The sequence below is a fragment of the Pelomonas sp. Root405 genome, assembly GCF_001425165.1.
GTDB lineage: Bacteria > Pseudomonadota > Gammaproteobacteria > Burkholderiales > Burkholderiaceae_C > Pelomonas.
Map to the genome: position 1 here is coordinate 49326 of NZ_LMDU01000013.1, position 23528 is coordinate 72853.

Here is a 23528-nt window from a genome sequence, read left to right on the forward strand (position 1 = left end):
ACAAGGAGAATCGCCATGCAAAGACGTCAATTGGCCCTCGGCGCAGGCAGTGCCCTGCTGGTCGCACTGCTGGCCCGGCCCGCCTGGGCGCAGAACGACGACAGCGGCGAATTCACCATCCTGCAGGCCCACTACGGCACCGAGAACAACCACGTCGACGTGACGCGGCGGTTGCGCGACCTGGCGCGCCAGGACCGGCGCTTTCAGCTGACCAACGATCTCTTCGGTGTCGACCCCGAGCCCGGCCGGCAGAAGACGCTGCGCCTTTATGTGCGGGACCGCCAGGGCCAGGAGCGCTACCTCGACTTCCGCGAGCGCGACTGGATCGAAGGCGCCCAGTTCGTCGGCTGGGGCCGCGGCAACTGGGGCGAATCGGACGGCCGCCGTGGCTGGCAGGGCAACGACCGCGATGGCCGGGACGAGCGCCGTGGTCAAGACCGCGACAGCGGCGAGTTCACGATCCTGCATGCCACCTATGGCACGGGACGCCGCGAGGTGGACGTGACCGACCGGCTGCGCGAACTGGCGCGGCGTGATGTGAGCTTCCGCCTGACGAACGACGCCTTCCGCGGTGTCGACCCCGACCCGGGCCGCACCAAGCGGCTGCGCATCGTCGCCCGCGACCGCGCTGGTCGGCAGCGCAATTTCGACTACCGCGAATACCAGACGGTGGACGGCAGCCAGTTCATCGGCTGGGGCCGCGGCGACTGGGGCCGGCGTGGTGATCACGGTCCCAACCGACCCAACGGCATGGGCCGCCTCGTCATCGACGAAGCCCGCTACGGCGGCGAGGCCCGCTGGGTGGACGTGACACAACAGGTGCGTGCCCAGGTTCGCGCCGATCAACTGGATGTCGAGGTGCGCAACGAGCTGTTCGGCTTCGACCCGGTCCCCGGCCAGCGCAAGGCGCTGATCGTGACCTACCGGCGCGGCAACGAGCCGAGCCGCACCGTGCAGGTCAGCGAACGCGATGTGATGCGCCTGCCCTGAACAGGGGGACCGGCTCTGCGCGACACTTGATGCCGTCAACCGCGGCCTGTCGCACGCCACCATGTCCCAAACCGTTTTCGACTACACCAAGCAGGATGCCGCCGGCGCCTGCTCGACCGCTTTCGCCTGGGCCAAGACGCCCGCGGTGCTGACGCCGACCGAGCGCAACAAGCTGGCGGAGCGCGCTGCGGCATTGCTCAAGCAGCACAACGCCGTCCTCGTCGCACATTACTACGTGGATGGCGCGCTGCAAGACCTGGCCCTGGCCACCGGCGGGGTGGTTGCCGACTCGCTGGAGATGGCCCGCTTTGGCCGCGACCATGCTGCGCAGACGCTGGTCGTTGCCGGCGTGCGCTTCATGGGCGAGACGGCCAAGATCCTCAGCCCTGAGAAGCGCGTGCTGATGCCCGACCTGGAGGCCACCTGTTCGCTCGACCTGGGCTGCCCGGCCGACGACTTCGCGGCCTTCTGCGACGCCCACCCCGACCGCCAGGTCGTCGTCTACGCCAACACCAGCGCCGCCGTGAAGGCCCGCGCCGACTGGATGGTGACCAGTTCCTGCGCGCTGGAGATTGTGTCCGACCTGCACGCCAAGGGCCAGAAGATCCTGTGGGCACCCGACCGCCACCTGGGCCGCTACATCCAGGAGCAAACCGGCGCTGACATGCTGATGTGGAACGGCGCCTGCATCGTCCACGACGAGTTCAAGGGGCTGGAGCTCGAACTGCTGCGCAAGGAGTACCCCGGCGCCATGATCCTGGTGCACCCGGAGTCGCCCAAGAGCGTCGTCGACCTCGCCGATGTCGTCGGCTCGACATCGGCGCTGATCAAGGCCGTCGTCGAGGGCACGGCCAAGGAGTACATCGTCGCCACTGACAACGGCATCCTGCACCGCATGCGTCAGCTCGCGCCGGGCAAAACGCTGATCGAGGCGCCCACCGCCGGCAACAGCGCCACGTGCAAGAGCTGCGCGCACTGCCCATGGATGGCGATGAACGGCCTGGCCAACCTGGTCGATTGCCTGGAAAGCGGCCAGCCGGAGATCCATGTCGACGAGGCGATCCGCGTGAAGGCGCAGGGCTGCATCACGCGGATGCTGGATTTCGTCGCCGCGAGAAAGAGTGCCGCCGGTGGGATGACCCCCGGCATCGGCGCGGCCTGATGGCGCTATAACTCCGGCAGCGCAACCGCTCTTTGACGAGGCCCGCCATGAACGCCGACTTCAGCTCCCTCTACAACCACCACGAGCGCGAGGTCTTCGGCGCGGTCATGGACTCGTCCAAGGACTACCCGGAGATCGCCGCCAGCAACGACCTGCTCTGCGACGTCTGCTGCGTGGCCCTGAACCGCCTGCCGCCGCGCTACATCCGCCACGAGGTGGACTTCAGCTTCTACCTGACCGAGCACGAACGCCTGGAGATCGACAACGCCATCGTGGAGGCCGTGTCCTATGCCTTTAACTTCGTGCAGGCGCGGACGGCGCTGCGGTCGCGGAAGTAAGTCGATGTCAGCGCGCTGACGGGATTCGCAGGAAGCGCCGAGGACCAAGTTCGGCGAGCGTCGCCTGCAATTCTGGAACCAGCCGCAGCAGCGCCGTCAGCTGATTCGAGTGAGCCTCCAGCACGATCACGACCAGCGGCAGGCTGGCTTCATGCCGTTGGTAGCGCAGATTCTGGTCCACCGTGATGAGCGCGTCGAAATCGCCGCCAGCCAAGGCCAACAGCTGGCCGTTCTTGACGCCCGACCAGCCCATTTGCACCACGGTGCGGACCTCATGCCCATCCAGCGCACGCGCCAGCCGGGCCGGGACGCACTCGTCAAGCAGCAGCCGCATCGGCGATCAGGTGCAATCGAGCCGCTTCGAGCACCGCCACGGCACGCTCGCGGTCGATGGCCGGAAAGTCCTGCAGGAAGTCCTCCAGCGTCGAACCGTTTTCCAGATAGTCGAACAGGTGCTTGACCGGCACGCGCGTGCCGGCAAAGCACGGCGTGCCGCTCATGATGTCGGGACTGCGGGACACGAGCTGCATGGCCGTTTCTCCTGGCTGTCGCGCAAGTTTAGGCTCGCCCTCAGCGCCGCCGCTTCTTGCTGATCAACACCGTCGGAAAACTCACCGGCAGCGTCTGCGGATAGTCGCGGCTGAAGTGCAGGCCGCGGCTCTCGTGCCGCATCAGGGCCGAGCGCACGATCAGCTCGGCGCATTCGACCAGATTGCGCAGCTCCAGCAGGTCGCGCGTGACGCGGAAGCTGCCGTAGTAATCGTCGATCTCGCCGCGCAGCAGCTTGATGCGATGCAGTGCGCGCTCCAGCCGCTTGGTGGTGCGCACGATGCCGACGTAGTTCCACATCAGCAGGCGCAGTTCGTCCCAGTTGTGAGCGATGACGACCTGCTCGTCGGCATTCTCGACCTGGCTCTCGTCCCAGGCGGGGATGGGTGCACCGTCGGGAAGCGGATGGGCCAGGATGTCGGCCGCGCAGGTCTGGCCGAGCACCACGCATTCCAGCAGCGAGTTGCTGGCCAGGCGGTTGGCGCCGTGCAAGCCGGTGTAGCCGGTCTCGCCCACGGCATACAGACCCGGCAGGTCGCAGCGCCCCAACAGGTCGGTCACGGCGCCGCCGCAGGTGAAGTGCACGGCCGGCACGACCGGGATCGGCTGCTTTGCGATGTCGATGCCGAGCTTGAGGCAGCGCGCGTGGATGGTCGGGAAATGCTCCTTCAGGAAGGCCTCGCCCAGATGCGTGGCGTCCAGCCACACATGATCCAGGCCGTGCTTCTTCATCTCGAAGTCGATGGCGCGGGCGACGATGTCGCGCGGCGCCAGTTCCAGGCGCTCGTCATGGGCGGCCATGAAGCGGGTGCCGTCCGGCAACTTGAGATGCCCGCCCTCGCCGCGCAGCGCTTCGGTGATGAGGAAGCTGCGTTCCTGCGGGTGATACAGACAGGTCGGGTGGAACTGGATGAACTCCATGTTCGCCACCCGGCAGCCGGCGCGCCAGGCCATGGCGATGCCGTCGCCGGTCGACGTGTCGGGGTTGGTCGTGTAGCGGTAGACCTTGCCGGCACCGCCCGTGGCCAGCACGACAGCGCGGGCCGGCAGGGTCTCGACGCGCTGGGAGTCGATGTCCAGCGCGTACACGCCGTAGACGCGCGGCACGCCCTTGTCCACGTCCTCGCGCTGCACATGGCGCGACGTGATCAGGTCCAGCGCCATCCAGCGCTGGCACATCTTGATGTTGGGGTGCTTGCGCGCGACGGCCAGCAACTGGTCGTGGATGGCCTTGCCCGTGGCATCGGCCGCGTGCGCAATACGGCGCACCGCATGACCACCCTCGCGCGTCAGGTGCAGGCCCATGGGGCCGCTGTCGTCGGGCGTGAAGGGCACGCCCTGCTCCACCAGCCAGCCTACCGCTGCAGCGCTGCGTTCGGCGATGAAGCGCGCGGCGGCCTCGTCCACCAGCCCGGCACCGGCATCCTGGGTGTCGCGCACATGGCTGTCGATGCTGTCGTCGCTGCCGAGCACGCCGACGATGCCGCCCTGGGCCCAGGCGGTGGCCGCTTCGTTCAGCTCGCGCTTGGCCAGCACGACGACGGGCACGGTGTCGGCCAGGTGCAGGGCCACGGTGAGGCCGGCGAGGCCAGCGCCGATGATGACGACGGGCGCGTCTTGTTGGGCATCAGTCATGGGCGGATTGTCTGGCAGCGGCGCCACACCGGACGGACGGTGAGGATTGCCGAAAAACGCAGCCTGCGAATGTGCGGTCCGCCTCTATGCTGCGCGCCCTGTCAACGCTGTCACCGAAGCAGCGGCAAGGGAGAGCATGATGATTTTCAAACGCCGAGCCGGCAGGGCTGCCGGTACGACCGCCGGGCTGATGGCCGGCCTGCTTTTGCTGGCAGGCCTCTCGCATGCCGCGCCACCACCCGCCGAGGTTTTCTTCGGCGATGCCGACATCGTCGAAGCCGCGCTGTCGCCGTCGGGCCGCCAGCTCGCATTCACGTCGGCCAAGGGAGCCTCACGCGTCGGCCTGCTGGTGCTGGACCTCGCGCCCGGCGGCAAGCTGACACGGGCGTCGCAATCGACCTCGGCCGACGTGACCCAGGTCCGCTGGGTCAACGACGAGCGCCTGGTCTTCAGCATGACCGACATGGCCGAGGCCAGCGGCCGCCATGACCGTGCGCCGGGCCTGCTCGCGGTCAACGCCGATGGCAGCAAGATGCGCATGCTGGTGCGCCGCACCGGCGGTTTCGTGCTGATGAAGGACATCTACGACGACCGCGTGCTCGACTGGCACCACCGCGTGCTGATGGTGCCCAAGCCAGCAGCGGGCGAAACCAACGAGGACGTGCTGTTGGTCGACTTCAAGGGAAACGTCGAGACGCCCGTCTGGCTCAACGCCCGCACTGGCCTGACGCGCGGCTACGCCGTCCGGGCGCCGGGGCAGAACATCCAGTGGCTGACCGACGACCGTGGCGAGGCCCGCGCGACGCTGACCTTCAGCGAAGACCGCGTCCAGGCGCACTGGCTGCCGCCCGGCCAGACGCAGTGGCGCCAGCTCTTCGACACGCCCGTGCTGGAGCAGCCCTTCGAGCTCGACAGCGTCGGCAACGACGGCGCCTTGTATGTGCGCCATGTGCCCAAGGGCAGCTCGCACCGCGTGCTGGCGCGCTACGACGCCGAGACCAAGGGCCCCGCCGAAACAGCACTCGTGCGCACGCCGGGCTTTGACTACAGCGGCGAGCTGATCAAGCAGGGCGACACGCTGCTGGGCGTGCGCGCGCTGGCCGACAGCGACACGACCGTCTGGCTCGACGAGCGCATGAAGAAGTTCCAGGCGCAGGTCGACCGCCTGATGCCAGGCCGCCTCAACCGCGTCGACTGCCGCCGCTGCGGCCAGGCCGACATGGTGGCGCTGGTGCATTCCTACAGCGACCACGAGCCCGGCAAGCTGTGGATCTACCAGGCCCAGCCGCCAGCCGGCGAACAGCGCTGGCGCGCCATCGGGCGCGTCCGCGAGGCCGTCAACCCCGAGCAGATGAGCGGCCTGGACCTGCAGACCATCAAGGCCCGCGACGGCCGCGAACTGCCGGTCTGGGTCACCCGCCCCGATGGCGCCAAGGGCCCACTGCCAGCCGTCGTCCTCGTGCATGGCGGCCCCTATGTGCGGGGCGTGGTCTGGCGCTGGGAGCCCTGGGCACAGTTCTTTGCCTCGCGTGGCTATGTCGTCATCGAGCCCGAGTTCCGGGGCAGCCGCGGCTATGGCGACGAGCATTTCCGCGCCGGCTGGAAGCAGTGGGGTCAGGCCATGCAGGATGACGTCACCGATGCGCTGCGCTGGGCGCAGGCGCAGGGCCTGGCCAGCGACCAGGCCTGCATCGTCGGCGCCAGCTACGGCGGTTACGCCGCGCTGATGGGGCTGGCCAAGGACCCGGAGCTCTATCGCTGCGGCGTCGCCTGGGTGGCTGTTGCCGACCTGGAGCTGCTGGTGCAAGGCTCGTGGTGGATCACCGACGACGCGGCGCTGTCGCGCAGGTTGACGACGCCCGAGCTGGTCGGCGACCCCAAGCGCGACGCGGCGATGCTGGCGGCCAACTCGCCCGTGAAGCTGGCCGCGCGCATGAAGGCGCCGCTGCTGCTGGCCCATGGGGAGGAGGACCAGCGCGTGCCCGTCGCCCACGGCAGGCGCATGCGCGATGCACTGGCCGCCGTGGGCCAGCCGCCCGAATGGGTCAGCTATGCGGGCGAGGCCCACGGCTTCACCAAGCCCGAGAACCGCCTGGACTTCGCGCGCCGGGTCGACACCTTTCTGGCCAGGCACCTGAAACAGCCATGAAGCATTTGCTGCTCGCCCTTCTCGCTGCGCTCGCAACGGCCAGCCCTGCCCAGGCCGCACCGCCGCCGGCCGAAATCTTCTTCAAGGACCCCGCCATCGTCGAGGCCGTGCTGTCGCCGTCGGGCCGCAAACTGGCCGTGCGGAGTTCCTTCGGCAGCGACCGCATCGGCCTCGGCGTCTTCGACCTCAGCCCGGGCGGCAAGCCCATGCGCACCGCGCACTTCACCGATGGGGATGTCTATCGTGCCTACTGGGTCAACGACGACCGCCTGGTGTTCAGCGTCGTCGACTTGTCCGATGGCAGCGGCCGCCCCCACGGCGCGCCGGGGCTGTTCGCCGTCAACCCCGATGGCAGCCAGGTCCGTCACCTCGTGCGCCGCATGGGGCGCCCTGTCGTCACGGATGGCAGCAGGCGCAACGAGCGCCTGCTGGATTGGAACCACCGGCTGCTGGCAGTGCCCCGGCCGCAGGCGGGTGAGGTCAACGAAGAGGTGCTGCTGGTCGAATTCACGCCCGACGAGCGCCGCCTGGAGAAGCCACTGTGGCTCAACACCCGCACTGGCCGCACGCGCTCGACCGGCGTGGACACGCCGTTCGACGCCGTGGGCTGGCTCACCGACAGCCGGGGCGAGCTGCGCGTGGCGCTCACGCGGCGCGAAGGGCGCCGGGCTGCGCTATGGCGCGGCCCCGGCCAGCAGAACTGGCAGCCGCTGTACGAGAGCGACCTGTTGAACGCGCCGTTCGGCATCAACGCCGTCGACGATGCCGGCCAGCTCTATGTCACGCGCACCGCCGGTGCACAGGGCGAGACCGTGCTGAGCCTGTACGACTTCGAGCGCCGCGCGCCTTCGGCCAAGCCGCTGGTCGTCACGCCGGGCTTCGACTTCAGCGGGCGCGTGCTCAACGACGCCGACGGTGCTGCCTTGGGATTTCGCGTCACCACCGACGGCGAAATGACCGTCTGGCAAAACGCTGCGATGCAGGCGCTGCAGAAAGAGGCCGACGAGCGCATGCCCGGTCGCGTCAACAGCATCAACTGCCGGCGCTGCGGCCAGCCCGACATGGTGGCGCTGGTGCGCTCCTTCAGCGACCGAGATCCGGGCCAGTTCTGGCTCTATCAGTCGCAACCCATTGAAGGCGAGGCGCAATGGCGCCCGGTGGGCCGCATGCGCAACGAGATCAAGCCCGCAGAGATGGCGCAGATGGACCTGCAGCGCATCAAGGCCCGCGACGGCCGCGACCTGCCCGTGTGGGTCACGAAGCAACCGGATGCCAAGGGCCCGCTGCCGGCCGTCGTGCTGGTCCACGGCGGCCCCTGGGTACGGGGCAACGTCTGGGGCTGGCATGGCTATGCGCAGTTCCTGGCCTCGCGCGGCTACGTCGTCATCGAGCCCGAGTTCCGGGGCAGCACGGGCTATGGCCGCGCGCATTTCAGAGCCGGCTTCAAGCAATGGGGCCAGGCCATGCAGGACGATGTGGCCGACGCGCTGCGCTGGGCGCAGACACAAGGCATTGCGAGCGACAAAGCCTGCATCGCAGGCGCGAGCTACGGCGGCTACAGCACGTTGATGGGTTTGATCAAAGATCCCAATCTCTACCGCTGCGGCGTGGCTTGGCTGGCCGTCACTGACCTGGAGTTGCTGGTGCGCGGCTCATGGTGGGTGGATGACGACACCAGTTCGGTGGCCCGCCAGTTCACCGTGCCCGAGATGATCGGCGACGCCGAGAAGGACGCCGACATGATTGTCGCCAACTCTCCCGTCAAGCAGGCCGCCCGCATCAAGGCGCCGGTGCTGCTGGCCTTCGGCGAGGCCGACCGGCGCGTTCCGCTGGCCCACGGCGAGCGCATGCGCCGCGCGCTGCGCGAGGCCGGCAACGAACCCGAATGGCTGACCTACCCCGGCGAGGGCCACGGCTTTGCCGTGCTGAAGAACCGGGTCGACTTCGCGCTGAAGATGGAAGCCTTCCTGGCCAAGCATCTGTCGCCCTGAACCTGGCGCCCCGGGTCCGACGGCGCCGCAGGCACTATCCTTCGCGCCGAAAAATAATCGGAATCAGGGAGATGGTCATGTTCACACGCCTGCGCGCCGCCGCGCTCGCACTCGCCTGCCTTGGCACGCAGCACGCCCAGGCCGCACCACCACCCGCCGAGGTGTTCTTCAAGGACCCCGACATCGGCGAGGCCGTGCTGTCGCCCTCGGGTCGCCGGCTGGCGATCACGAGCGCCAAGGGCACGCCACGTGCGGCCCTCGTCGTCTATGACCTGGCGCCGGGCGGCCGCGGCCTGCGAGCTGCCCAGTTCCCCGAGGCGGACGTCGTCAACGTGCACTGGGTCAACGACGAACGGCTGGTGTTCGGCGTGACCGACTTCTCGGCCGGCAGCGGCCGGCCTGCCGGCGCGCCGGGGCTGTTCACCGTCAAGACCGACGGCTCACCGATGCGCCAACTGGTCAGGCGCCAATGGAAGCCGGCCATCAACGACGGCCGCGACGACCGCATGCTGGACTGGAACCACCGCCTGGTGGCCGTGCCGCCCTCGCGGCCCGGCAAGGTCAACGAGGAGGTGCTGCTGGTCGAGTTCTCCAGCGGCGGCAACCATGTCGAAACGCCTGTCTGGCTGAACGCGGTCAACAACACCACCCGCAGCGTCGATTACAAGGAGCCGCTGCACACGGTCGGCTGGATGGCGGACAGCCTGGGCGAGCCGCGCATCGCCTTCACCCAGCACAAGGACCGCCGCGCGGCCTATTGGCAGCCGCCCGGCAGCCGGACGTGGACACAGCTCTACGAGAGCGACCTGCTCGGCCTGCCCTACCGCATCGAAGCGGTGGACGACACCGGCGCGCTGTTCGTCTCGCGCTTCGAAGGCGCGCAGCGGCAGCGCGCACTGGCACGCTACGACTTCGCCAGCGGTGCACCCGAGGCCAAGCCGCTGGTCGCCGTGCCGGGCTTCGATTTCGCGGGCGATCTGGTTACCAACGAGACCGGCCGCACAGTCGGCGTTCGCGTCGTCGCGGATGGCGAGACGACGATCTGGTTCGATGCCGCGATGAAGGCCTTCCAGGAGCGCACCGACAGCCTCTTCGCGGGGCGCATCAACCGCATCGACTGCCGCCGCTGCGGCGCGCCCGACATGGTGGCCCTGGTGCGCAGCTACAGCGACCGCGATCCCGGCCGGCTCTACCTCTTCCAGGGCAAGCCGCCCGAGGGCGAGAAAAGCTGGCGCCTGTTCCGGGCCGTGCGCGAGGACATCAAGCCCGACCAGATGGCCACGATGGAGCTGCAGCGCATCAAGGCGCGCGACGGCCTGGACCTGCCCGTGTGGGTCACCCGCCACCCCGATGCCAAGGGGCCGCTGCCCGCCGTGGTGCTGGTGCACGGCGGCCCCTGGGTGCGCGGCAGCGAATGGCGCTGGGATGCCGAGGCCCAGTTTCTGGCCTCGCGCGGCTACGTCGTCATCGCGCCCGAGTTCCGCGGTAGCGCGGGCTATGGCAGCGTCCACCTCGAAGCCGGCTTCAGGCAATGGGGCCAGGCGATGCAGGACGACGTGGCCGACGCGCTGCGCTGGGCGCAGAAGGAAGGCATCGCCAGCGACAAGGCCTGCATCGCCGGTGCCAGCTATGGGGGCTACAGCACGCTGATGGGCCTCGTCAGGGACCCCGCGCTCTACCGCTGCGGCGTCGCGTGGCTGGCCGTGACCGACCTGGACCTGCTGGTGCAGGGCTCCTGGTGGGTCGACGACGACCTGGACAACGACTACCGCAAGTACCAGATGCCCGAGCGGGTGGGCGACGCCGTCAAGGACGCCGCCATGCTGGCCGCCAACTCGCCCGTGAGGCAGGCCGCACGCATCAAGGCGCCGGTGCTGCTGGCCTTTGGCGAGCAGGACCAGCGCGTGCCGCTGGCTCACGGCAAGCGCATGCGCGAGGCGCTGCGCGCGGCCGGCAACGATCCCGTCTGGGTCACGTACTCCGGCGAAGCGCATGGTTTCGGTGTCGTGAAGAACCAGGTCGACTTCGCCGAGCGCATGGCGGCCTTCCTGGCCAAGCATCTGCAGCCTTGACGGTTCGAGTTCCGGTTCTGGATCGCCGCGAACGCACGCAAATCATCTCAGTCAGGAAGATTCGATGGCCTCACGTCTGCACGTCGTCGTGTTTGCACTGGCTTGCGCGGGCGCCAAGCTCGCCTGCGGCGCGCCGCCACCGCCCGAAGTCTTCTTCAAGGATCCGGATTTCGAACTGACAGCGATTTCGCCCTCGGGCAAGAAGCTAGCCGTCGCCTCCGTCAAAGGTCTGGAACGCACGGGTTTGGCGGTGATCGACCTGGCCCCCGGCAACAAGATCAACCGCGTCGCGCAATTCGCCAATGGCGACATCTATCACTTCGCCTGGCTAGACGACCACAGGCTGCTTTTCAGTGTTGGCGATGTGGCCAATGTCAGGGACCGTCTCAGTGCCCGGCCCGCCATTTATGCAGCCAACAGCGACGGCAGCAATTTGCGCCAGATCGCGCTTTGGCACCGGCACCTGCTGAACATTCCCTCGCCGACGGCAGGGCGGCCGACCGAGCGGATCCTGATGGCCGAGATCAGGGGTGGCGCCATGGTGCCGGTGTGGGTGGACACGCGCAAGGATCACTACACCCACCTCAAGCAACTGGACGCGCCACCCAACACCATCGGCTGGATGACCGACAGCCAAGGTGGGCTTCGCGTGGCCTTCACTCGCGACAAGGACAGACAGGCGGCCTACTGGCGTGCACCGGACAGCCAGGTCTGGACGCGCCTCTACGAGAGCGGGCTGCTGAGCGTACCTTTCAGCATCGAAGGGGTGGACGATGCAGGAGGCCTCTACGTCACTCGCAGCGGAAGTTCCGAGGGCCACCATTGGCTCACCCGCTACGACTTCCGTGCCGGCAAACCGGAAGACAAGTTCATTGTCGAGACACCGGGCTTTGACTTCGAGGGGTCGCTGGTGAAGGAGGACGGGGGCGGCAGAACGCTTGGCGTGCGCGTCGTCGTGGACGGCGAAACCACCGTCTGGTTCGACCCGCAGATGAAGGCGTTGCAGGACCGACTGGACGAACGCCTCCCCGGCCGCGTCAACCGCATCACCTGCCGCCGCTGCGGTGAACCCGACATGGTGGCCGTCGTGCGCTCCTACAGCGACCACGACCCCGGTCGGCTCTACCTGTACCAAGCCAGGCCGCCGGAAGGCGAGAAGGCCTGGCGCCCGATAGGCGCTGTGATGGACGGCATCGACCCCAACCAGATGGCCAGCATGGGTCTGCATCGCATCAAGGCGCGCGATGGACGCGACCTGCCGGTGTGGATCACGCGACCCGACAGCGCCACCGGCCCGTTGCCGGCCGTCGTGCTGGTTCACGGCGGGCCGTGGACTCGCGGCACTCACTGGGGCTGGCATGCCTTGCCCCAGTTCCTCGCATCGCGAGGCTACGTGGTCGTCGAGCCTGAAGTTCGGGGCAGCACAGGCTACGGCGCGGCCCATTTCAGAGCCGGCTTCAAGCAATGGGGGCAAGCCATGCAGAACGACGTGGCCGACGCATTGCGATGGGCTCAAGCGCAGGGCTTGGCCTCAAGCAATGCCTGCATCACCGGTGAAAGCTATGGCGGCTACAGCACGCTGATGGGGCTTGCCAACGACCCAGACCTGTTTCGCTGTGGGATCGCGGCTTTTGGACCGACTGATCTGGACCTGCTGGTGAGCGGTTCATGGTGGGTGTCTGACGATTTCAGTCCCGCGGCGCGCAAGTACACCCTGCCCGAACTCGTCGGCGATCCGGAGAAGGACGCTGCCATGCTCGCCGCCCAATCACCTTTGAAGCAGGCGGCAAAGATCAAGGCACCGGTGATGCTGGTGTTCGGCGAGGAGGACCGCCGCGTCCCGCTGGCCCATGGTGAGCGCATGCGAGCAGCCTTGCGCAAGGCGGGCAACGATCCGGTCTGGGTCACTTACGACGACGAGGGACACGGCCTGCGCAACTTCAGCAAACGCGTGGACTATGCGCGGCGGATGGAAGCTTTCCTCGCCAAGCACCTCGGCCCGTCTAACCCTTGAACCCGTTGTAATGCCGCCGCCACTCCGGCGGCTTCCACAGGTGCGCCAGGCGCATGCCCCAGGTGGTCTCCTGGCGCATGTCGTGGAACATCGCGCGCCACTCGTGAGCGTTCAACCAGAACAGGTTGTGGGTGTGAAAGGGGTGCTCCAGGCCGTAGTCGACCGGCGCGACTTCGGGCTCGAAGGTGCCGAACAGGCGGTCGAAGACGATCAGCATGCCGCCGAAGTTCTTGTCGATGTACTGCGGGTTGCGGCCGTGGTGGGCGCGGTGGTGGGACGGCGTGTTGAAGATGAACTCGAACCACGCCGGCATCTTGTCCACCCAGGTCGTGTGGACGAAGAACTGGTAGCCCAGGTTGAGCGACAGCGCGAACAGCACCCAGCGCGGTTCGAAGCCCAGCCACACGGCCGGCAGGTAGAACAGCCAGTTGCCGGCGATCGGATAGAACCAGCTCTGCCGCAGCGCGGTGCCGAAGTTCATCTTCTCGGAGCCGTGGTGCACGACATGGGCACACCAGAACCAGCGGATGCGGTGGCTGCCGCGGTGGAACCAGTAGTAGAGAAACTCGACCAGCAGGAACAGGCCGACAAATCGCCAGACGGTCACGTCGATGGTGAACAGGCGGTGCTCGTACACCCAGCCCATGGCAGGCAGCACGAGGACGATCAACAGCACCAGGTCCGCCACTAGATAGCTGCCGCCGCTGTTCAGGCTGTCGAAGCTGTCGCGGAAGTCGAAGACGCCGGTCTTGCGGAAACGCCAGGCCTCCATCGCGATGAAGATGCCGAAGACGGGCGACAGCAGCACGAGCGTCAGGTCGCGCCAGTCGCCGTGCTGGCGATAGAGGTCGAGCAGCCAATCCATGAGCGCGATGTTGCTTTGAGATCGGTGCGGGTTCTTGACGGCAAAACCCTGGTTTTTGACGGATCGCGCCACGGCTGGGGACATCCCTCACGAAAAGGCCCCTGGCGCCGCTGCATCATCGACCGCCCATGGATGAGACCCGTGTCGCCGCCAGCTATGTCCAACTGCTCTTCGAGCACATGGCCGCACTGGGCTGTGCCGAGGCGCTGGGCGACCCACCGGCGCCGACCGAAAGCTTCGTGGCGTTGCGCCGCTGGCAGGCCCTGCTGGCGCACGCGCGTGACCTCGATCCCGGCCCGAGATCCACCTTCCCGCTGCGGCTGGCGCGTGGCATCGCGCCGCGCCACTTCGGCGTCGTCGGCTTCGCGGCCTTGGCCTGCGGCACGCTGGGCGAGGCCCTGCAGCGGCTGGAGCGTTATCACCGCTCGGTCTATGACGTCAACATTGCCCAGGTGCGCGCGTGTGCCGAGGGGCTCAGCATCGAATGGGGCGTGGAGCGCGGCCGGCCGGGTGCGCTGGTGGACGAGACGGCCATCGCGGCGCTGGTGCAGCTGACACGCGAGTTCACCGGTCGCCCTCTGCGGGCGCTGGCCGTCGACTTCGTCAACCCGCGCCCGGCTGCGGTGCGGCCCTATGAAGACTTCTTCGGCGGCCCCGTCCGCTTCGGCCAGCCAAGCACGCGGCTGCTGCTGTCGGCGCAAGACCTGGCCCTGCCGCTGCGAGGCGCGGACGCGGCGCTGCTGGCGTTGCTGGACGCGCAGGCTGAAGCGCTGCTGCAGGAGGTCGCGGCCGTCAGCGAGCCCGTCGGCGTGTGGCGCCAGGCCCTGGTCGGTCTGATCCGCTCGGGGCGCACGCAGTTGCCGGACCTGGCGCAGAGCCTCCAGATGAGCCCGCGCAGCCTTCAGCGGCGCCTGGCCGGGCAGGGCCAGAGTTTTCAAGTGCTGCTGTCGCAGACCCGCCAGCAACTGGCCGAGGCCTATCTGCGCGACCCGAACGTCGAGCTGGCCGAGGTGGCGCTGCTGCTGGGCTACTCCGAACAGAGCGCCTTCACCCGCGCCTTCCGGCAATGGACCGGCCAGGCGCCGCTGCAATGGCGCAGGCAGCAATCCCGATGAAGCCGGCGCCCCAATCCGTCGTCATCGATGGCGCGCCTGCCCACGGGCGCTATGCCGGGCGCATTGGCAGCATCGACTGGTCGCCCTTGCAACCCCGACCGGGCTGGCTGTGGCGCCGTCTGCATCACAAGCGATGGCATTACGTCGGCCTCGGCAACGAACAGCTCTTCATCGGCGTGGCCATCGTCGATGTCGGCTGGGCCTGCTCGGCCTTCGCCTACCTGTTCGACCGACGCCGGCGCAGACTGCTGGCGGACTGGCACCAGGACGGCCTGCCCGGGCTGCAGGCAGGCCTTGCCGATGCGCCTCTGGCGGGCGCCAACGCCTGGTTTCGCGGCGTCGGCGCCCAGCTGTCGCTGCGCCATGAAATGCCCGACCTGCTGCGCCTGCGGGTCGCCACGCGCGCGCTGTACGTCGAGGCCGAACTGGACCTGCACGGCATGGCGCCGCCGCTGCTCGCCATCGGACCAATCGCAGGTGGCCTGGCGCATGCCACGCAGAAGACCAGCGCCCTGCCCGTGCGCGGCTGGGCCGAGGCGGATGGGCAGCGCTTCGAACTGGGCGACGCCTGGGCCGCAGTTGATGCGTCCAACGGCCTGCTGGCGCGCGACACCGCCTGGCGCTGGGCCAGCGCTCACCGGCCAGACGTCGGCTTCAATCTGCAGCAGGGCTATTTCGGCGACCAGGAGAACGTGCTGTGGCTGGACGGCCAGCCCATCGCCCTGGGTGCGGCCCGGTTCGAGCACGACGCCGCCCAGCCCCTGGCGCCCTGGCGCGTGCGCACCGACGACGGCTTGCTGGACCTTGTCTTCACACCGGAGGGCGCACGGGCCGCCGACAAGAACCTCGGCTTCGCCGCCAGCCGCTACGTGCAGCCGGTCGGCAGCTTCGCGGGCGAAGTCAAACCCGGGCCGCTGGCCAGCGCCCGGCAGGTGCGTGGGTTGCTCGGGGTGACGGAGCAGCACCAATCGCGCTGGTGAAGCGCACGTTGTCACGCCTACCGTGACGGAAGCAGCAGACACCGCGACAGGTCACGCTTAAAGTGCTCCGCAGATCGATTCCAGCCAGCCACGTGCGCTACGAACTCAGCAATCCCAACCTGCTCATTGCCGGCATCGTGCTCACGCTGGTCGCGGTGGCCGGCGTCGAGTTGCTGCCCGCCCGGACGCTTGAGCTGACCGTGCCAGGTGTTGCCAGCGGGCCTTATCTGAACACCTCCGACGGCAACCAGGCCACTGCGGTCCAGTGGGTGAATGTCAAGGACATCCACCTGCGCTGCCACTACACCTCAGCCGCGGGAAACTACCTCGGCTGTGGCCTCACCTATGTGCTGACCGGCGCGGACGTCAGCCGCGGTCGCGACCTGAGCCGGTTCGACAGCGTCGAGCTGGACCTCGCCTACAAGGGACCGTCGGCCTTTGTTCGGGTGGCGCTGCGGAATTTCGATCCGCGCTTTTCGAAGGCCGAGGACCACAACAGCTCGCGCTTTCACTCCATCAACCTCCGGCCACGTGACATCCAGCAGCCCGTGACGTTGGACTTGAACGAGCTGACCGTGCCGGAATGGTGGGTGACCCAGTACAACCTCGCACGCGAGTTCAACCGGCCAAGTCTGGAGAACGCGACGGCGGTGTCGATCGACCTGCCCGTGGTGCACGCCGGCGAGGAACACGAGATCCAGCTTAGGCGCATCACGCTCAAGGGTCACTGGGTCAGCCGCGACCAGGTCTACTTTGGCGTGCTGTGCGCATGGATGCTGGGCGCCGTGCTGATGGTGTTGAACGGCTGGACACAATTGCGCCGCAGCCACCTGCGCCAGCAGCGCGAGATCGATGCGCTGACGGCGCGCACCCGCCAATTGCGCGTGGAACAGGAGAAGCTGCGCCGCCTGGCCACCATCGACGAGCTGACCGGCGTTCTGAACCGCCGCGGGTTGGAACAGGCGCTGGAAGATTTTGAAGATTCGGCCCGAGGCATGACGCTGGTCATGCTGGACATCGACCATTTCAAGCACATCAACGACCGCCACGGCCATGACTGCGGTGACGAGGTGCTGCGGCGCGTCGCTGCCGTCGTCGCCGCCAATCTGCGGTCCACCGATGTCTTCGGTCGCTGGGGCGGCGAAGAGTTCCTGATTGCCGGCCAAGGCACACGGATCCGCGAGGCCACGCGCCTGGCGGAAAAGCTCTGCGACCGCATCGAGCAAAGCGAGATCACCGTAGGCGGTCATCGCATCAGCGTGACGGCCAGCTTCGGCGTGGCGCTGGCCCCGCCGGCGGGCTCGACGGCGGACGCCCTCAAACGCGCCGACGCGGCCCTGTACCGCGCCAAGGAGTCGGGGCGCAATCGCGTCGAGATGGACAAGACGCTGGAAAGCACACCGACGACCATCTAGGGCCCGTCAAGGGACAGGCCCCGGGGAGCGCGTCGTGCTCAGTGCACCACGCGCCCGAACGAGAACTCGCCGCCCTCGACCTGCACCGGGATCACATCCTTGGGCCCGAACTTGCCTTGCAGGATCAGCCTGGACAGCGGGTTCTCCACCCGCTGCTGGATGGCCCGCTTCAGCGGCCGCGCGCCGAACACCGGGTCAAAGCCGACCTTGGCCAGTTCGTTCAGCGCCGCCTCGCTGATGTCGAGCTTCATCTCCATCTTCTCCAGCCGCGCCTCGAGCAGGCGCAGCTGGATGCGGGCGATGGACTTGATGTGGTCGGCGCCCAGCGCGTGGAAGATGACGGTCTCGTCAATGCGGTTCAAGAACTCGGGGCGGAAGTGCGTCTTGACCTCGCCCCATACCGCCTCGCGGATGACGTCGTCGCCCTGCCCCGACAGCGCCATGATGTGCTGCGAGCCGAGGTTGCTGGTCATCACGATCACCGTGTTCTTGAAGTCCACCGTGCGGCCCTGGCCATCGGTCAGGCGACCATCGTCCAGCACCTGCAACAGCACGTTGAAGACGTCCGGGTGCGCCTTCTCGACCTCGTCGAGCAGCAGCACCGAGTAGGGCTTGCGCCGCACCGCCTCGGTCAGCGTGCCGCCTTCCTCGTAGCCGACGTAGCCGGGCGGCGCGCCGATCAGGCGGCTGACCGAGTGCTTCTCCATGAACTCGCTCATGTCGATGCGCACCATGTGGTCCTCGCTGTCGAACAGGAAGCCGGCCAGGGCCTTGCACAGCTCGGTCTTGCCGACGCCGGTGGGACCGAGGAACAGGAAGCTGCCCAGCGGCCGGTTCGGGTCACTCAAGCCCGCGCGTGAGCGGCGGATCGCGTCGGACACCGCCTGGATGGCCTCATCCTGGCCGATGACGCGCTCGTGCAGCTTGGCTTCCATTTGAAGCAGCTTCTCGCGCTCGCCCTGCATCAGCTTGGCGACTGGAATGCCGGTCGCACGGGCGACGACTTCGGCGATCTCCTCAGCACCAACCAGCGTGCGCAGCAACTGCGGCCGGTCGGATTTGGCCTTGCCGGCCTCCTTGGCCTGGGCTTCCTTGAGCTGCTTCTCCAGCTCCGGCAGCTTGCCGTATTGCAGCTCGGCGACCTTGTTGAAGTCGCCCTTGCGCTTCCAGTCCTCGATCTGCTGGCGGATGCGGTCGATCTCTTCCTTCACATGCGCCGAGCCTTGCGCCTGCGCCTTCTCGGCCGTCCAGATTTCTTCCAGGTCGTTGTACTCGCGCTGCAGCTTGAGCAGCTCTTCCTCGATGAGGGCGAAGCGCTTCTGCGAGCCCTCGTCCTTCTCGCGCCGCACCGCCTCGCGCTCGATCTTGAGCTGGATCATGCGGCGGTCCAGCCGATCCATGACTTCGGGCTTGGAGTCGATCTCGATCTTGATCTTGGCCGCGGCCTCGTCGATGAGGTCGATGGCCTTGTCCGGCAGGAAACGGTCGGTGATGTAGCGGTGGCTCAGCTCGGCCGCGGCGATGATGGCCGGGTCGGTGATCTCAACGCCGTGGTGCACCTCGTACTTTTCCTGCAGGCCGCGCAGGATGGCGATGGTGGCCTCGACCGTGGGTTCGTCGACCAGCACCTTCTGGAAGCGACGCTCCAGCGCGGCATCCTTCTCGACGTACTTGCGGTACTCGTCCAGCGTCGTCGCGCCGATGCAATGCAGCTCGCCGCGTGCCAGCGCCGGCTTGAGCATGTTGCCGGCGTCGATGGAGCCCTCGGCCTTGCCGGCGCCCACCATGGTATGGATCTCGTCGATGAAGAGGATGGTCTGGCCTGCGTCCTGGCTCACTTCCTTGAGCACACCCTTGAGGCGCTCCTCGAAGTCGCCACGGTACTTGGCGCCCGCGAGCAGCAAGGCCATGTCGAGCACCAGCACGCGCTTGTTCTTCAGCGAATCGGGCACCTCGCCGTTGATGATGCGCTGAGCCAGGCCCTCGACGATGGCGGTCTTGCCGACGCCGGGTTCGCCAATCAGCACCGGGTTGTTCTTGCTGCGGCGCTGCAGCACCTGGATCGTGCGGCGGATTTCCTCGTCACGGCCGATGACCGGGTCCAGCTTGCCCTGACGAGCGCGCTCGGTCAGGTCCAGCGTGTATTTCTTCAGCGCCTCGCGCTGGCCTTCGGCGTCGGCAGAGTCGACGTTCTGGCCGCCGCGCACCGCCTCGATGGCGGCTTCCAGCGACTTGCGGGTCAGGCCATGGCCGCGCACGATGCCGGCCAGGTCGGTCTTGGCGTCCGCCAGCGCGAGCAGGAACATCTCGCTGGCGATGAACTGGTCGCCGCGCTTGCCAGCTTCCTTCTCGGCCGCCTGCAACAGGCTGACGAGGTCGCGGCTGGCCTGCACGGTCTGGCCCGAGCCGCTGACCTGGGGCAAGCCGGCGATCAGGCCGTCCAGCGCGGTCTTCAGGCCCTGGACGTTGACGCTGGCACGCTGCAGCAGCGCGCGCGGGCCATCGTCCTGCGCCAGCATGGCGGCCAGCACATGGGCGGGTTCGATGTAGGGGTTGTCGCGGGCCAGGGCCAGGCTCTGGGCCTCGCCCAGGGCTTCCTGGAATCGGGTGGTCAGCTTGTCGGCACGCATGGTGGGAATCCTCCGGTTACCGGCCAAGTGGGCGCCTATCGACGCATTTCAAGTTGCGTCAGATCAAGGCTTGCACCAGTTTCATGCCCAGCCAGGCGGCAAGAAGCGCTCCCAGTACGTGGGCCAGCGTGTGCGCCAGCGCCATGCCCAGCTCGCCATGGCGCAGCAGGGCCAGCGACTCACCCGAGAACGCTGAGAACGTCGTCAGCCCGCCGAGGAAGCCGGTCACCAGCAGCAGCTTCAGCAACTCGTTGGGCTGGCGGCCGAACCATTCCAGCGCCATGCCGATCAGCAGACCGCCCACCACGTTGACGAGCAGCGTGCCGAGCGGAAACCCCATCCAGCGGCCGTTGAACAGTACACCGGCCTGCCAGCGTGCCAACGCGCCCAGCGCCGCGCCCAGCGCGACCGCCGCGCCGTTCAAGACGCGTTCCCCGCCGCGATGCCCCAGCGCGCCAGCGCCTCGTCGTCCGTGACCCGCGCGTCCACCCAATGCGCACCGCCGGGGGTGTGCTCCTTCTTCCAGAACGGTGCCTGCGTCTTGAGGTAGTCCATCAGGAATTCGCAGGCTTGGAAGGCCTGGCCGCGGTGGGCGCTGCTGACGAGCACGAGCACGATCTGGTCGCGCGCCTGCAGCGTGCCGACGCGGTGGATGACTTTGGCGGCACGGATGTCGAAGCGGGCCAGCGCCTCGTCGACCATGGTCTCGATGGCCGCCTCGGTCATGCCGGGGTAATGCTCCAGCTCCATGGCAGAGACGGCCGCGCCGCTGCTGTGCTCGCGCACCGTGCCGACAAACGCGACGACCGCGCCGACGCCGCCGTCCGCAATACGCAGGGTGGCGGCTTCGCGGCTGAGATCAAAGTCCTCGGACTGGATGCAAACTCTGGGCATGGTCATGATTCTCACCTTCGCGCGCGGTGAGATTCACATGTTTGCCCGCGGAACTCCCAGCGCGCCGCCGGATACTCGCCCCTCACTCATCTCACGTAGCCAGGAACCAATATGGCCCTGATGGATTTCATCAAGAAACAGTTCATAGACGTCATCCAGTGGACCGAGGACGGCGACGGCACGCTGGCCTGGCGCTTCCCGATGTCGGGCATGGAAATCCAGAACGGCGCGCAACTGGTGGTGCGCGAATCGCAGGTCGCGATCTTCGTCAACGAAGGCCAGGTCGCCGACGTCTTCGGCCCCGGCACGCACAAGCTCACCACCCAGACGCTGCCGGTGCTGACCTACCTGAAGAACTGGGACAAGCTGTTCGAATCGCCCTTCAAGAGCGACGTCTACTACTTCAGCACCCGCCAGCAGATCGACCAGCGCTGGGGCACGAGTCAACCCATTTCCATCCGCGACAAGGACTTCGGCGCCGTGCGCCTGCGCGCCTTCGGCAACTACGCCTACCGCATCCAGGACCCGAAGAGCTTCCACAGCCAGATCTCGGGCACCCGCGAGCGCTACACGACGCAGGAGCTTGAAGGCCAGTTGCGCGGCCTGATGCTGCAGCACATCAGCGACGCCGTGGCGGGCAGCGGAACGCCCTTCCTCGACCTGGCCGCCAACCAGATCGAATTCGCCGCCGCGCTGAAGGAGGCGACCGCGCCGTCCTTCACCGCTCTCGGGCTGGAACTGCTGTCGGTGACGATGCAGAACGTCTCGCTGCCCGAGGAGTTGCAGAAGATCCTCGACCAGCGCATCGGCATGGGCATCATTGGCCAGAACATGGGCCAATTCATGCAATACCAGGCCGCGCAGGCCCTGCCCGAGATGGCCAAGGGCGGCTCGGGCGGCAGCGGCATCGCCGGCGAGGCCATTGGCCTGGGCGCCGGCGTGGCACTGGGCCAGACGCTGGCGCAGACGCTGGGCCAGGGACTGGCCGGTGTCGGCACCGCAGCACCCGCGCCCGCCGCCAGCAAGCCCGAGGACATCGTCTCGCTGCTCGAAAAGCTTGGCGACCTCAAGGCCAAGGGCATCCTGACCGACGAGGAATTCGCCGCCAAAAAAGCGGACCTCCTGAAGAAGCTTGGCTGACCAGGCGCCCGCCGCCCAGCGCCGCTGGCGCGCCGCCTGTCCCAACTGCGGCGCGCCCGTCGAGTTTGCGAGCGCGGCATCCGCCAGCGCCGTCTGCAGCTTCTGCCGCAGCACCCTGCTACGCGACGGCGAACGCTTAAGCAAGATCGGCCAGAGCGCCGAGATCTTCGACGACTACTCGCCGCTGCAGCTGGGGGCCACCGGCCGCTGGATGGGCACCGGCTTCGCGGTGATCGGCCGCGTGCAGCGCGGCTCTGAGCTGGGCAGCTGGAACGAATGGCATCTGCTGTTCGATGCCGGCGGCCAGCATCGCGCAGGCTGGCTCAGCGAGGACAACGGCCAGTTCGTTGTCAGCCTGGAAGCGCCGCTCGATGAAGCGCCGCCGGCCGATCCGCTGGTCGGGCTGCCACTGACGCTGGCCGGCCAGCGCTGGCAGGTCGCCGCCATCGTCGACGCCGCCGTGCGCGCCGCCGAGGGCGAGTTGCCGCGGGTGCCGAAAGCCGGCCGGGTAGTCGAACTGCGCAATGAGCGCGACGAAGTCGGCTCGCTGGAATACCGCGATGACGGCCCCGTCGTCTGGTCCGTGGGCCGCGGCGTTCAGCTGGCTGACCTCGCGTTGCAGGGCCTGCGCACGACGGCCGAAGGCGAATCCGTCGCCGAGGCGAAGTTCAAGGGCCGGGCCATCGCCTGCCCGAGCTGCGGCTCGCCGTTGGAACCCAAGCTGTCGCAGACCAAGAGCATGGTCTGCGGCCAATGCACGGCGGTGGTCGACCTGCCCGAGGGGGATGCCAAGGCTTTGGGTTTCACGGCGCAATCGCCGGAAAGCCCGCCGCTGATTCCGCTCGGCCGCACCGGCACGTTGGCCCTCGCGGGCGAGAAGTCCCAAGGTTGGACGGTCGTCGGCTATCAGGAGCGCTGCGACATCCCCGATGACGCCGAGGAGGATCAGAGCTTCTGGCGCGAATACCTGCTGTTCAACCGTCTGGCCGGCTTCGCCTTCCTCGTTGACACCAACGAGGGCTGGAGCCTGGTGCGCGCGCTCACCGGTGCGCCCACGCCCTCGCGCGACGGGGCGACGTGGCAAGGCCGGGCCTATGCCAAGCGTTGGACCTACCAGGCCAAGACGACTTATGTATTGGGCGAGTTTTACTGGCCGGTGCGCCTGAATGACCATGTCGAGGTCACCGACTACGCCAGCCCCGACGGGCAATACCTGCTCAGCCGCGAAAAGCAGGGGCCGGAAGTCACCTGGAGTGGCGGGCAGACGCTGCCTGCAGCGACCGTGCAGCAGGCCTTCGGCCTGTCGGCAGCGGCGGCTCAGTTCACGCGCGACGCCTCGGCCTTCAAAAGCAGCGGCGGCAACCTGCTGCGCAACATCGTCATCGGCCTGTTTCTTATCGTGCTGCTGTTCTCGATGCTGCGCGCCTGCTCCAGCGACGACTGCCAGCAGTACAAGAACAGCTTCGGCGAGAACAGCAACGAATACCGCCAGTGCCGCGCCAATGCGCGTGGCACTGGCGCCTACATCCCCAGTGGTGGCAGCTACGGCGGCTACAGCAGCAGTGGCGGCAGCCACAAATAGGAGAACG

Annotated in this window: 19 protein-coding genes; 12 read left to right on the forward strand and 7 right to left on the reverse strand. The window is 67.7% G+C overall.

What is annotated here, in order from left to right:
- The first annotated feature begins 15 nt into the window (after positions 1–15).
- The 3 genes from ASC81_RS16180 (at position 16) to ASC81_RS16190 (ending at position 2490) form a co-directional block, all read left to right on the forward strand.
- The gene (locus tag ASC81_RS16180; protein WP_156392182.1) at positions 16–990 is read left to right on the forward strand and encodes a DNAJC11 domain-containing protein; all 975 of its coding nucleotides are present in this window, start codon (positions 16–18) and stop codon (positions 988–990) included.
- 61 nt (positions 991–1051) lie between these two features.
- Positions 1052–2152 carry a quinolinate synthase NadA gene (gene nadA, locus ASC81_RS16185; RefSeq protein ID WP_056269193.1) on the forward strand — a complete coding sequence of 367 codons (1101 nt, stop codon included), beginning with the start codon at positions 1052–1054 and terminating at the stop codon, positions 2150–2152.
- A 47-nt stretch (positions 2153–2199) separates the two neighbouring features.
- Entirely contained in the window at positions 2200–2490 is a 291-nt protein-coding gene (locus ASC81_RS16190; RefSeq protein ID WP_056269194.1) for a late competence development ComFB family protein, read from the forward strand.
- A gap of 7 nt (positions 2491–2497) precedes the next feature.
- Here ASC81_RS16190 and ASC81_RS16195 read toward each other — a convergent pair whose 3' ends face one another.
- The 3 genes from ASC81_RS16195 to nadB are packed head-to-tail and all read right to left on the reverse strand — an operon-like array spanning position 2498 to position 4674.
- Entirely contained in the window at positions 2498–2824 is a 327-nt protein-coding gene (locus tag ASC81_RS16195; RefSeq protein ID WP_056269196.1) for a DUF5615 family PIN-like protein, read from the reverse strand.
- Positions 2808–3020 carry a DUF433 domain-containing protein gene (locus tag ASC81_RS16200; RefSeq protein ID WP_056269198.1) on the reverse strand — a complete coding sequence of 71 codons (213 nt, stop codon included), beginning with the start codon at positions 3018–3020 and terminating at the stop codon, positions 2808–2810. Before ASC81_RS16200 ends, ASC81_RS16195 begins: the two co-directional genes overlap by 17 nt.
- Positions 3021–3060: 40 nt before the next feature.
- A complete protein-coding gene (gene nadB, locus ASC81_RS16205) occupies positions 3061–4674 on the reverse strand; it encodes an L-aspartate oxidase (protein ID WP_056269952.1) in 1614 nt (537 codons plus the stop codon).
- A gap of 139 nt (positions 4675–4813) precedes the next feature.
- On the opposite strand from nadB, the gene ASC81_RS16210 reads away from it, so the two are divergent.
- The 4 genes from ASC81_RS16210 to ASC81_RS16225 all read left to right on the forward strand — a co-directional run bounded on the left by ASC81_RS16210 (position 4814) and on the right by ASC81_RS16225 (position 12900).
- On the forward strand, positions 4814–6823 hold the full coding sequence (locus tag ASC81_RS16210; RefSeq protein ID WP_162253769.1) for an alpha/beta fold hydrolase: 2010 nt from the start codon (positions 4814–4816) through the stop codon (positions 6821–6823).
- Positions 6820–8814 carry a prolyl oligopeptidase family serine peptidase gene (locus ASC81_RS16215; protein WP_056269201.1) on the forward strand — a complete coding sequence of 665 codons (1995 nt, stop codon included), beginning with the start codon at positions 6820–6822 and terminating at the stop codon, positions 8812–8814. Before ASC81_RS16210 ends, ASC81_RS16215 begins: the two co-directional genes overlap by 4 nt.
- Before the next feature lie 77 nt (positions 8815–8891).
- Complete coding sequence (locus ASC81_RS16220; protein ID WP_156392184.1) at positions 8892–10886, forward strand: prolyl oligopeptidase family serine peptidase; 1995 nt, start codon at positions 8892–8894, stop codon at positions 10884–10886.
- Positions 10887–10950: 64 nt separating this feature from the next.
- The gene (locus tag ASC81_RS16225; protein WP_056269204.1) at positions 10951–12900 is read left to right on the forward strand and encodes a S9 family peptidase; all 1950 of its coding nucleotides are present in this window, start codon (positions 10951–10953) and stop codon (positions 12898–12900) included.
- Here the strand turns inward: ASC81_RS16225 and ASC81_RS16230 are convergent.
- Positions 12890–13765 carry a sterol desaturase family protein gene (locus ASC81_RS16230; protein WP_082536618.1) on the reverse strand — a complete coding sequence of 292 codons (876 nt, stop codon included), beginning with the start codon at positions 13763–13765 and terminating at the stop codon, positions 12890–12892. The genes ASC81_RS16225 and ASC81_RS16230 overlap by 11 nt on opposite strands.
- Positions 13766–13893: 128 nt before the next feature.
- Between ASC81_RS16230 and ASC81_RS16235 the strand changes: the two genes are divergently transcribed.
- The 3 genes from ASC81_RS16235 to ASC81_RS16245 all read left to right on the forward strand — a co-directional run bounded on the left by ASC81_RS16235 (position 13894) and on the right by ASC81_RS16245 (position 17275).
- Positions 13894–14880: an AraC family transcriptional regulator gene (locus ASC81_RS16235; protein WP_056269206.1), complete on the forward strand. Its 987-nt coding sequence runs from the start codon at positions 13894–13896 to the stop codon at positions 14878–14880.
- On the forward strand, positions 14877–15860 hold the full coding sequence (locus tag ASC81_RS16240; RefSeq protein ID WP_235533682.1) for a DUF2804 domain-containing protein: 984 nt from the start codon (positions 14877–14879) through the stop codon (positions 15858–15860). The genes ASC81_RS16235 and ASC81_RS16240 overlap by 4 nt, the downstream gene beginning before the upstream one ends.
- A gap of 92 nt (positions 15861–15952) precedes the next feature.
- A complete protein-coding gene (locus tag ASC81_RS16245; protein ID WP_056269207.1) occupies positions 15953–17275 on the forward strand; it encodes a GGDEF domain-containing protein in 1323 nt (440 codons plus the stop codon).
- 38 nt (positions 17276–17313) lie between these two features.
- Here the strand turns inward: ASC81_RS16245 and clpB are convergent, their stop codons facing one another.
- Genes clpB through ASC81_RS16260 form a run of 3 tightly spaced genes read right to left on the reverse strand, consistent with a single transcriptional unit; the run spans position 17314 to position 20805 of the window.
- Positions 17314–19905, reverse strand: coding sequence for an ATP-dependent chaperone ClpB (gene clpB, locus ASC81_RS16250; protein ID WP_056269209.1), 2592 nt, complete (start codon positions 19903–19905; stop codon positions 17314–17316).
- Between the two features lie 58 nt (positions 19906–19963).
- The gene (gene crcB / locus ASC81_RS16255) at positions 19964–20329 is read right to left on the reverse strand and encodes a fluoride efflux transporter CrcB (protein ID WP_056269211.1); all 366 of its coding nucleotides are present in this window, start codon (positions 20327–20329) and stop codon (positions 19964–19966) included.
- Positions 20326–20805 carry a molybdenum cofactor biosynthesis protein MoaE gene (locus ASC81_RS16260; RefSeq protein WP_056269212.1) on the reverse strand — a complete coding sequence of 160 codons (480 nt, stop codon included), beginning with the start codon at positions 20803–20805 and terminating at the stop codon, positions 20326–20328. The genes crcB and ASC81_RS16260 overlap by 4 nt, the downstream gene beginning before the upstream one ends.
- Before the next feature lie 105 nt (positions 20806–20910).
- Between ASC81_RS16260 and ASC81_RS16265 the strand changes: the two genes are divergently transcribed.
- Complete coding sequence (locus ASC81_RS16265) at positions 20911–21939, forward strand: SPFH domain-containing protein (RefSeq protein ID WP_056269213.1); 1029 nt, start codon at positions 20911–20913, stop codon at positions 21937–21939.
- Complete coding sequence (locus ASC81_RS16270; RefSeq protein WP_056269214.1) at positions 21932–23521, forward strand: DUF4178 domain-containing protein; 1590 nt, start codon at positions 21932–21934, stop codon at positions 23519–23521. Before ASC81_RS16265 ends, ASC81_RS16270 begins: the two co-directional genes overlap by 8 nt.
- The last annotated feature ends 7 nt before the right edge of the window (positions 23522–23528 follow it).

Coding starts and splice junctions, on each gene's coding strand:
- ASC81_RS16180 (WP_156392182.1), top strand. CDS start 16: ATGCAAAGACGTCAATTGGCCCTCGGCGCAGGCAGTGCCCTGCTGGTC.
- nadA (WP_056269193.1), top strand. CDS start 1,052: ATGTCCCAAACCGTTTTCGACTACACCAAGCAGGATGCCGCCGGCGCC.
- ASC81_RS16190 (WP_056269194.1), top strand. CDS start 2,200: ATGAACGCCGACTTCAGCTCCCTCTACAACCACCACGAGCGCGAGGTC.
- ASC81_RS16195 (WP_056269196.1), bottom strand. CDS start 2,824: ATGCGGCTGCTGCTTGACGAGTGCGTCCCGGCCCGGCTGGCGCGTGCG.
- ASC81_RS16200 (WP_056269198.1), bottom strand. CDS start 3,020: ATGCAGCTCGTGTCCCGCAGTCCCGACATCATGAGCGGCACGCCGTGC.
- nadB (WP_056269952.1), bottom strand. CDS start 4,674: ATGACTGATGCCCAACAAGACGCGCCCGTCGTCATCATCGGCGCTGGC.
- ASC81_RS16210 (WP_162253769.1), top strand. CDS start 4,814: ATGATTTTCAAACGCCGAGCCGGCAGGGCTGCCGGTACGACCGCCGGG.
- ASC81_RS16215 (WP_056269201.1), top strand. CDS start 6,820: ATGAAGCATTTGCTGCTCGCCCTTCTCGCTGCGCTCGCAACGGCCAGC.
- ASC81_RS16220 (WP_156392184.1), top strand. CDS start 8,892: ATGTTCACACGCCTGCGCGCCGCCGCGCTCGCACTCGCCTGCCTTGGC.
- ASC81_RS16225 (WP_056269204.1), top strand. CDS start 10,951: ATGGCCTCACGTCTGCACGTCGTCGTGTTTGCACTGGCTTGCGCGGGC.
- ASC81_RS16230 (WP_082536618.1), bottom strand. CDS start 13,765: ATGGATTGGCTGCTCGACCTCTATCGCCAGCACGGCGACTGGCGCGAC.
- ASC81_RS16235 (WP_056269206.1), top strand. CDS start 13,894: ATGGATGAGACCCGTGTCGCCGCCAGCTATGTCCAACTGCTCTTCGAG.
- ASC81_RS16240 (WP_235533682.1), top strand. CDS start 14,877: ATGAAGCCGGCGCCCCAATCCGTCGTCATCGATGGCGCGCCTGCCCAC.
- clpB (WP_056269209.1), bottom strand. CDS start 19,905: ATGCGTGCCGACAAGCTGACCACCCGATTCCAGGAAGCCCTGGGCGAG.
- ASC81_RS16260 (WP_056269212.1), bottom strand. CDS start 20,805: ATGACCATGCCCAGAGTTTGCATCCAGTCCGAGGACTTTGATCTCAGC.
- ASC81_RS16265 (WP_056269213.1), top strand. CDS start 20,911: ATGGCCCTGATGGATTTCATCAAGAAACAGTTCATAGACGTCATCCAG.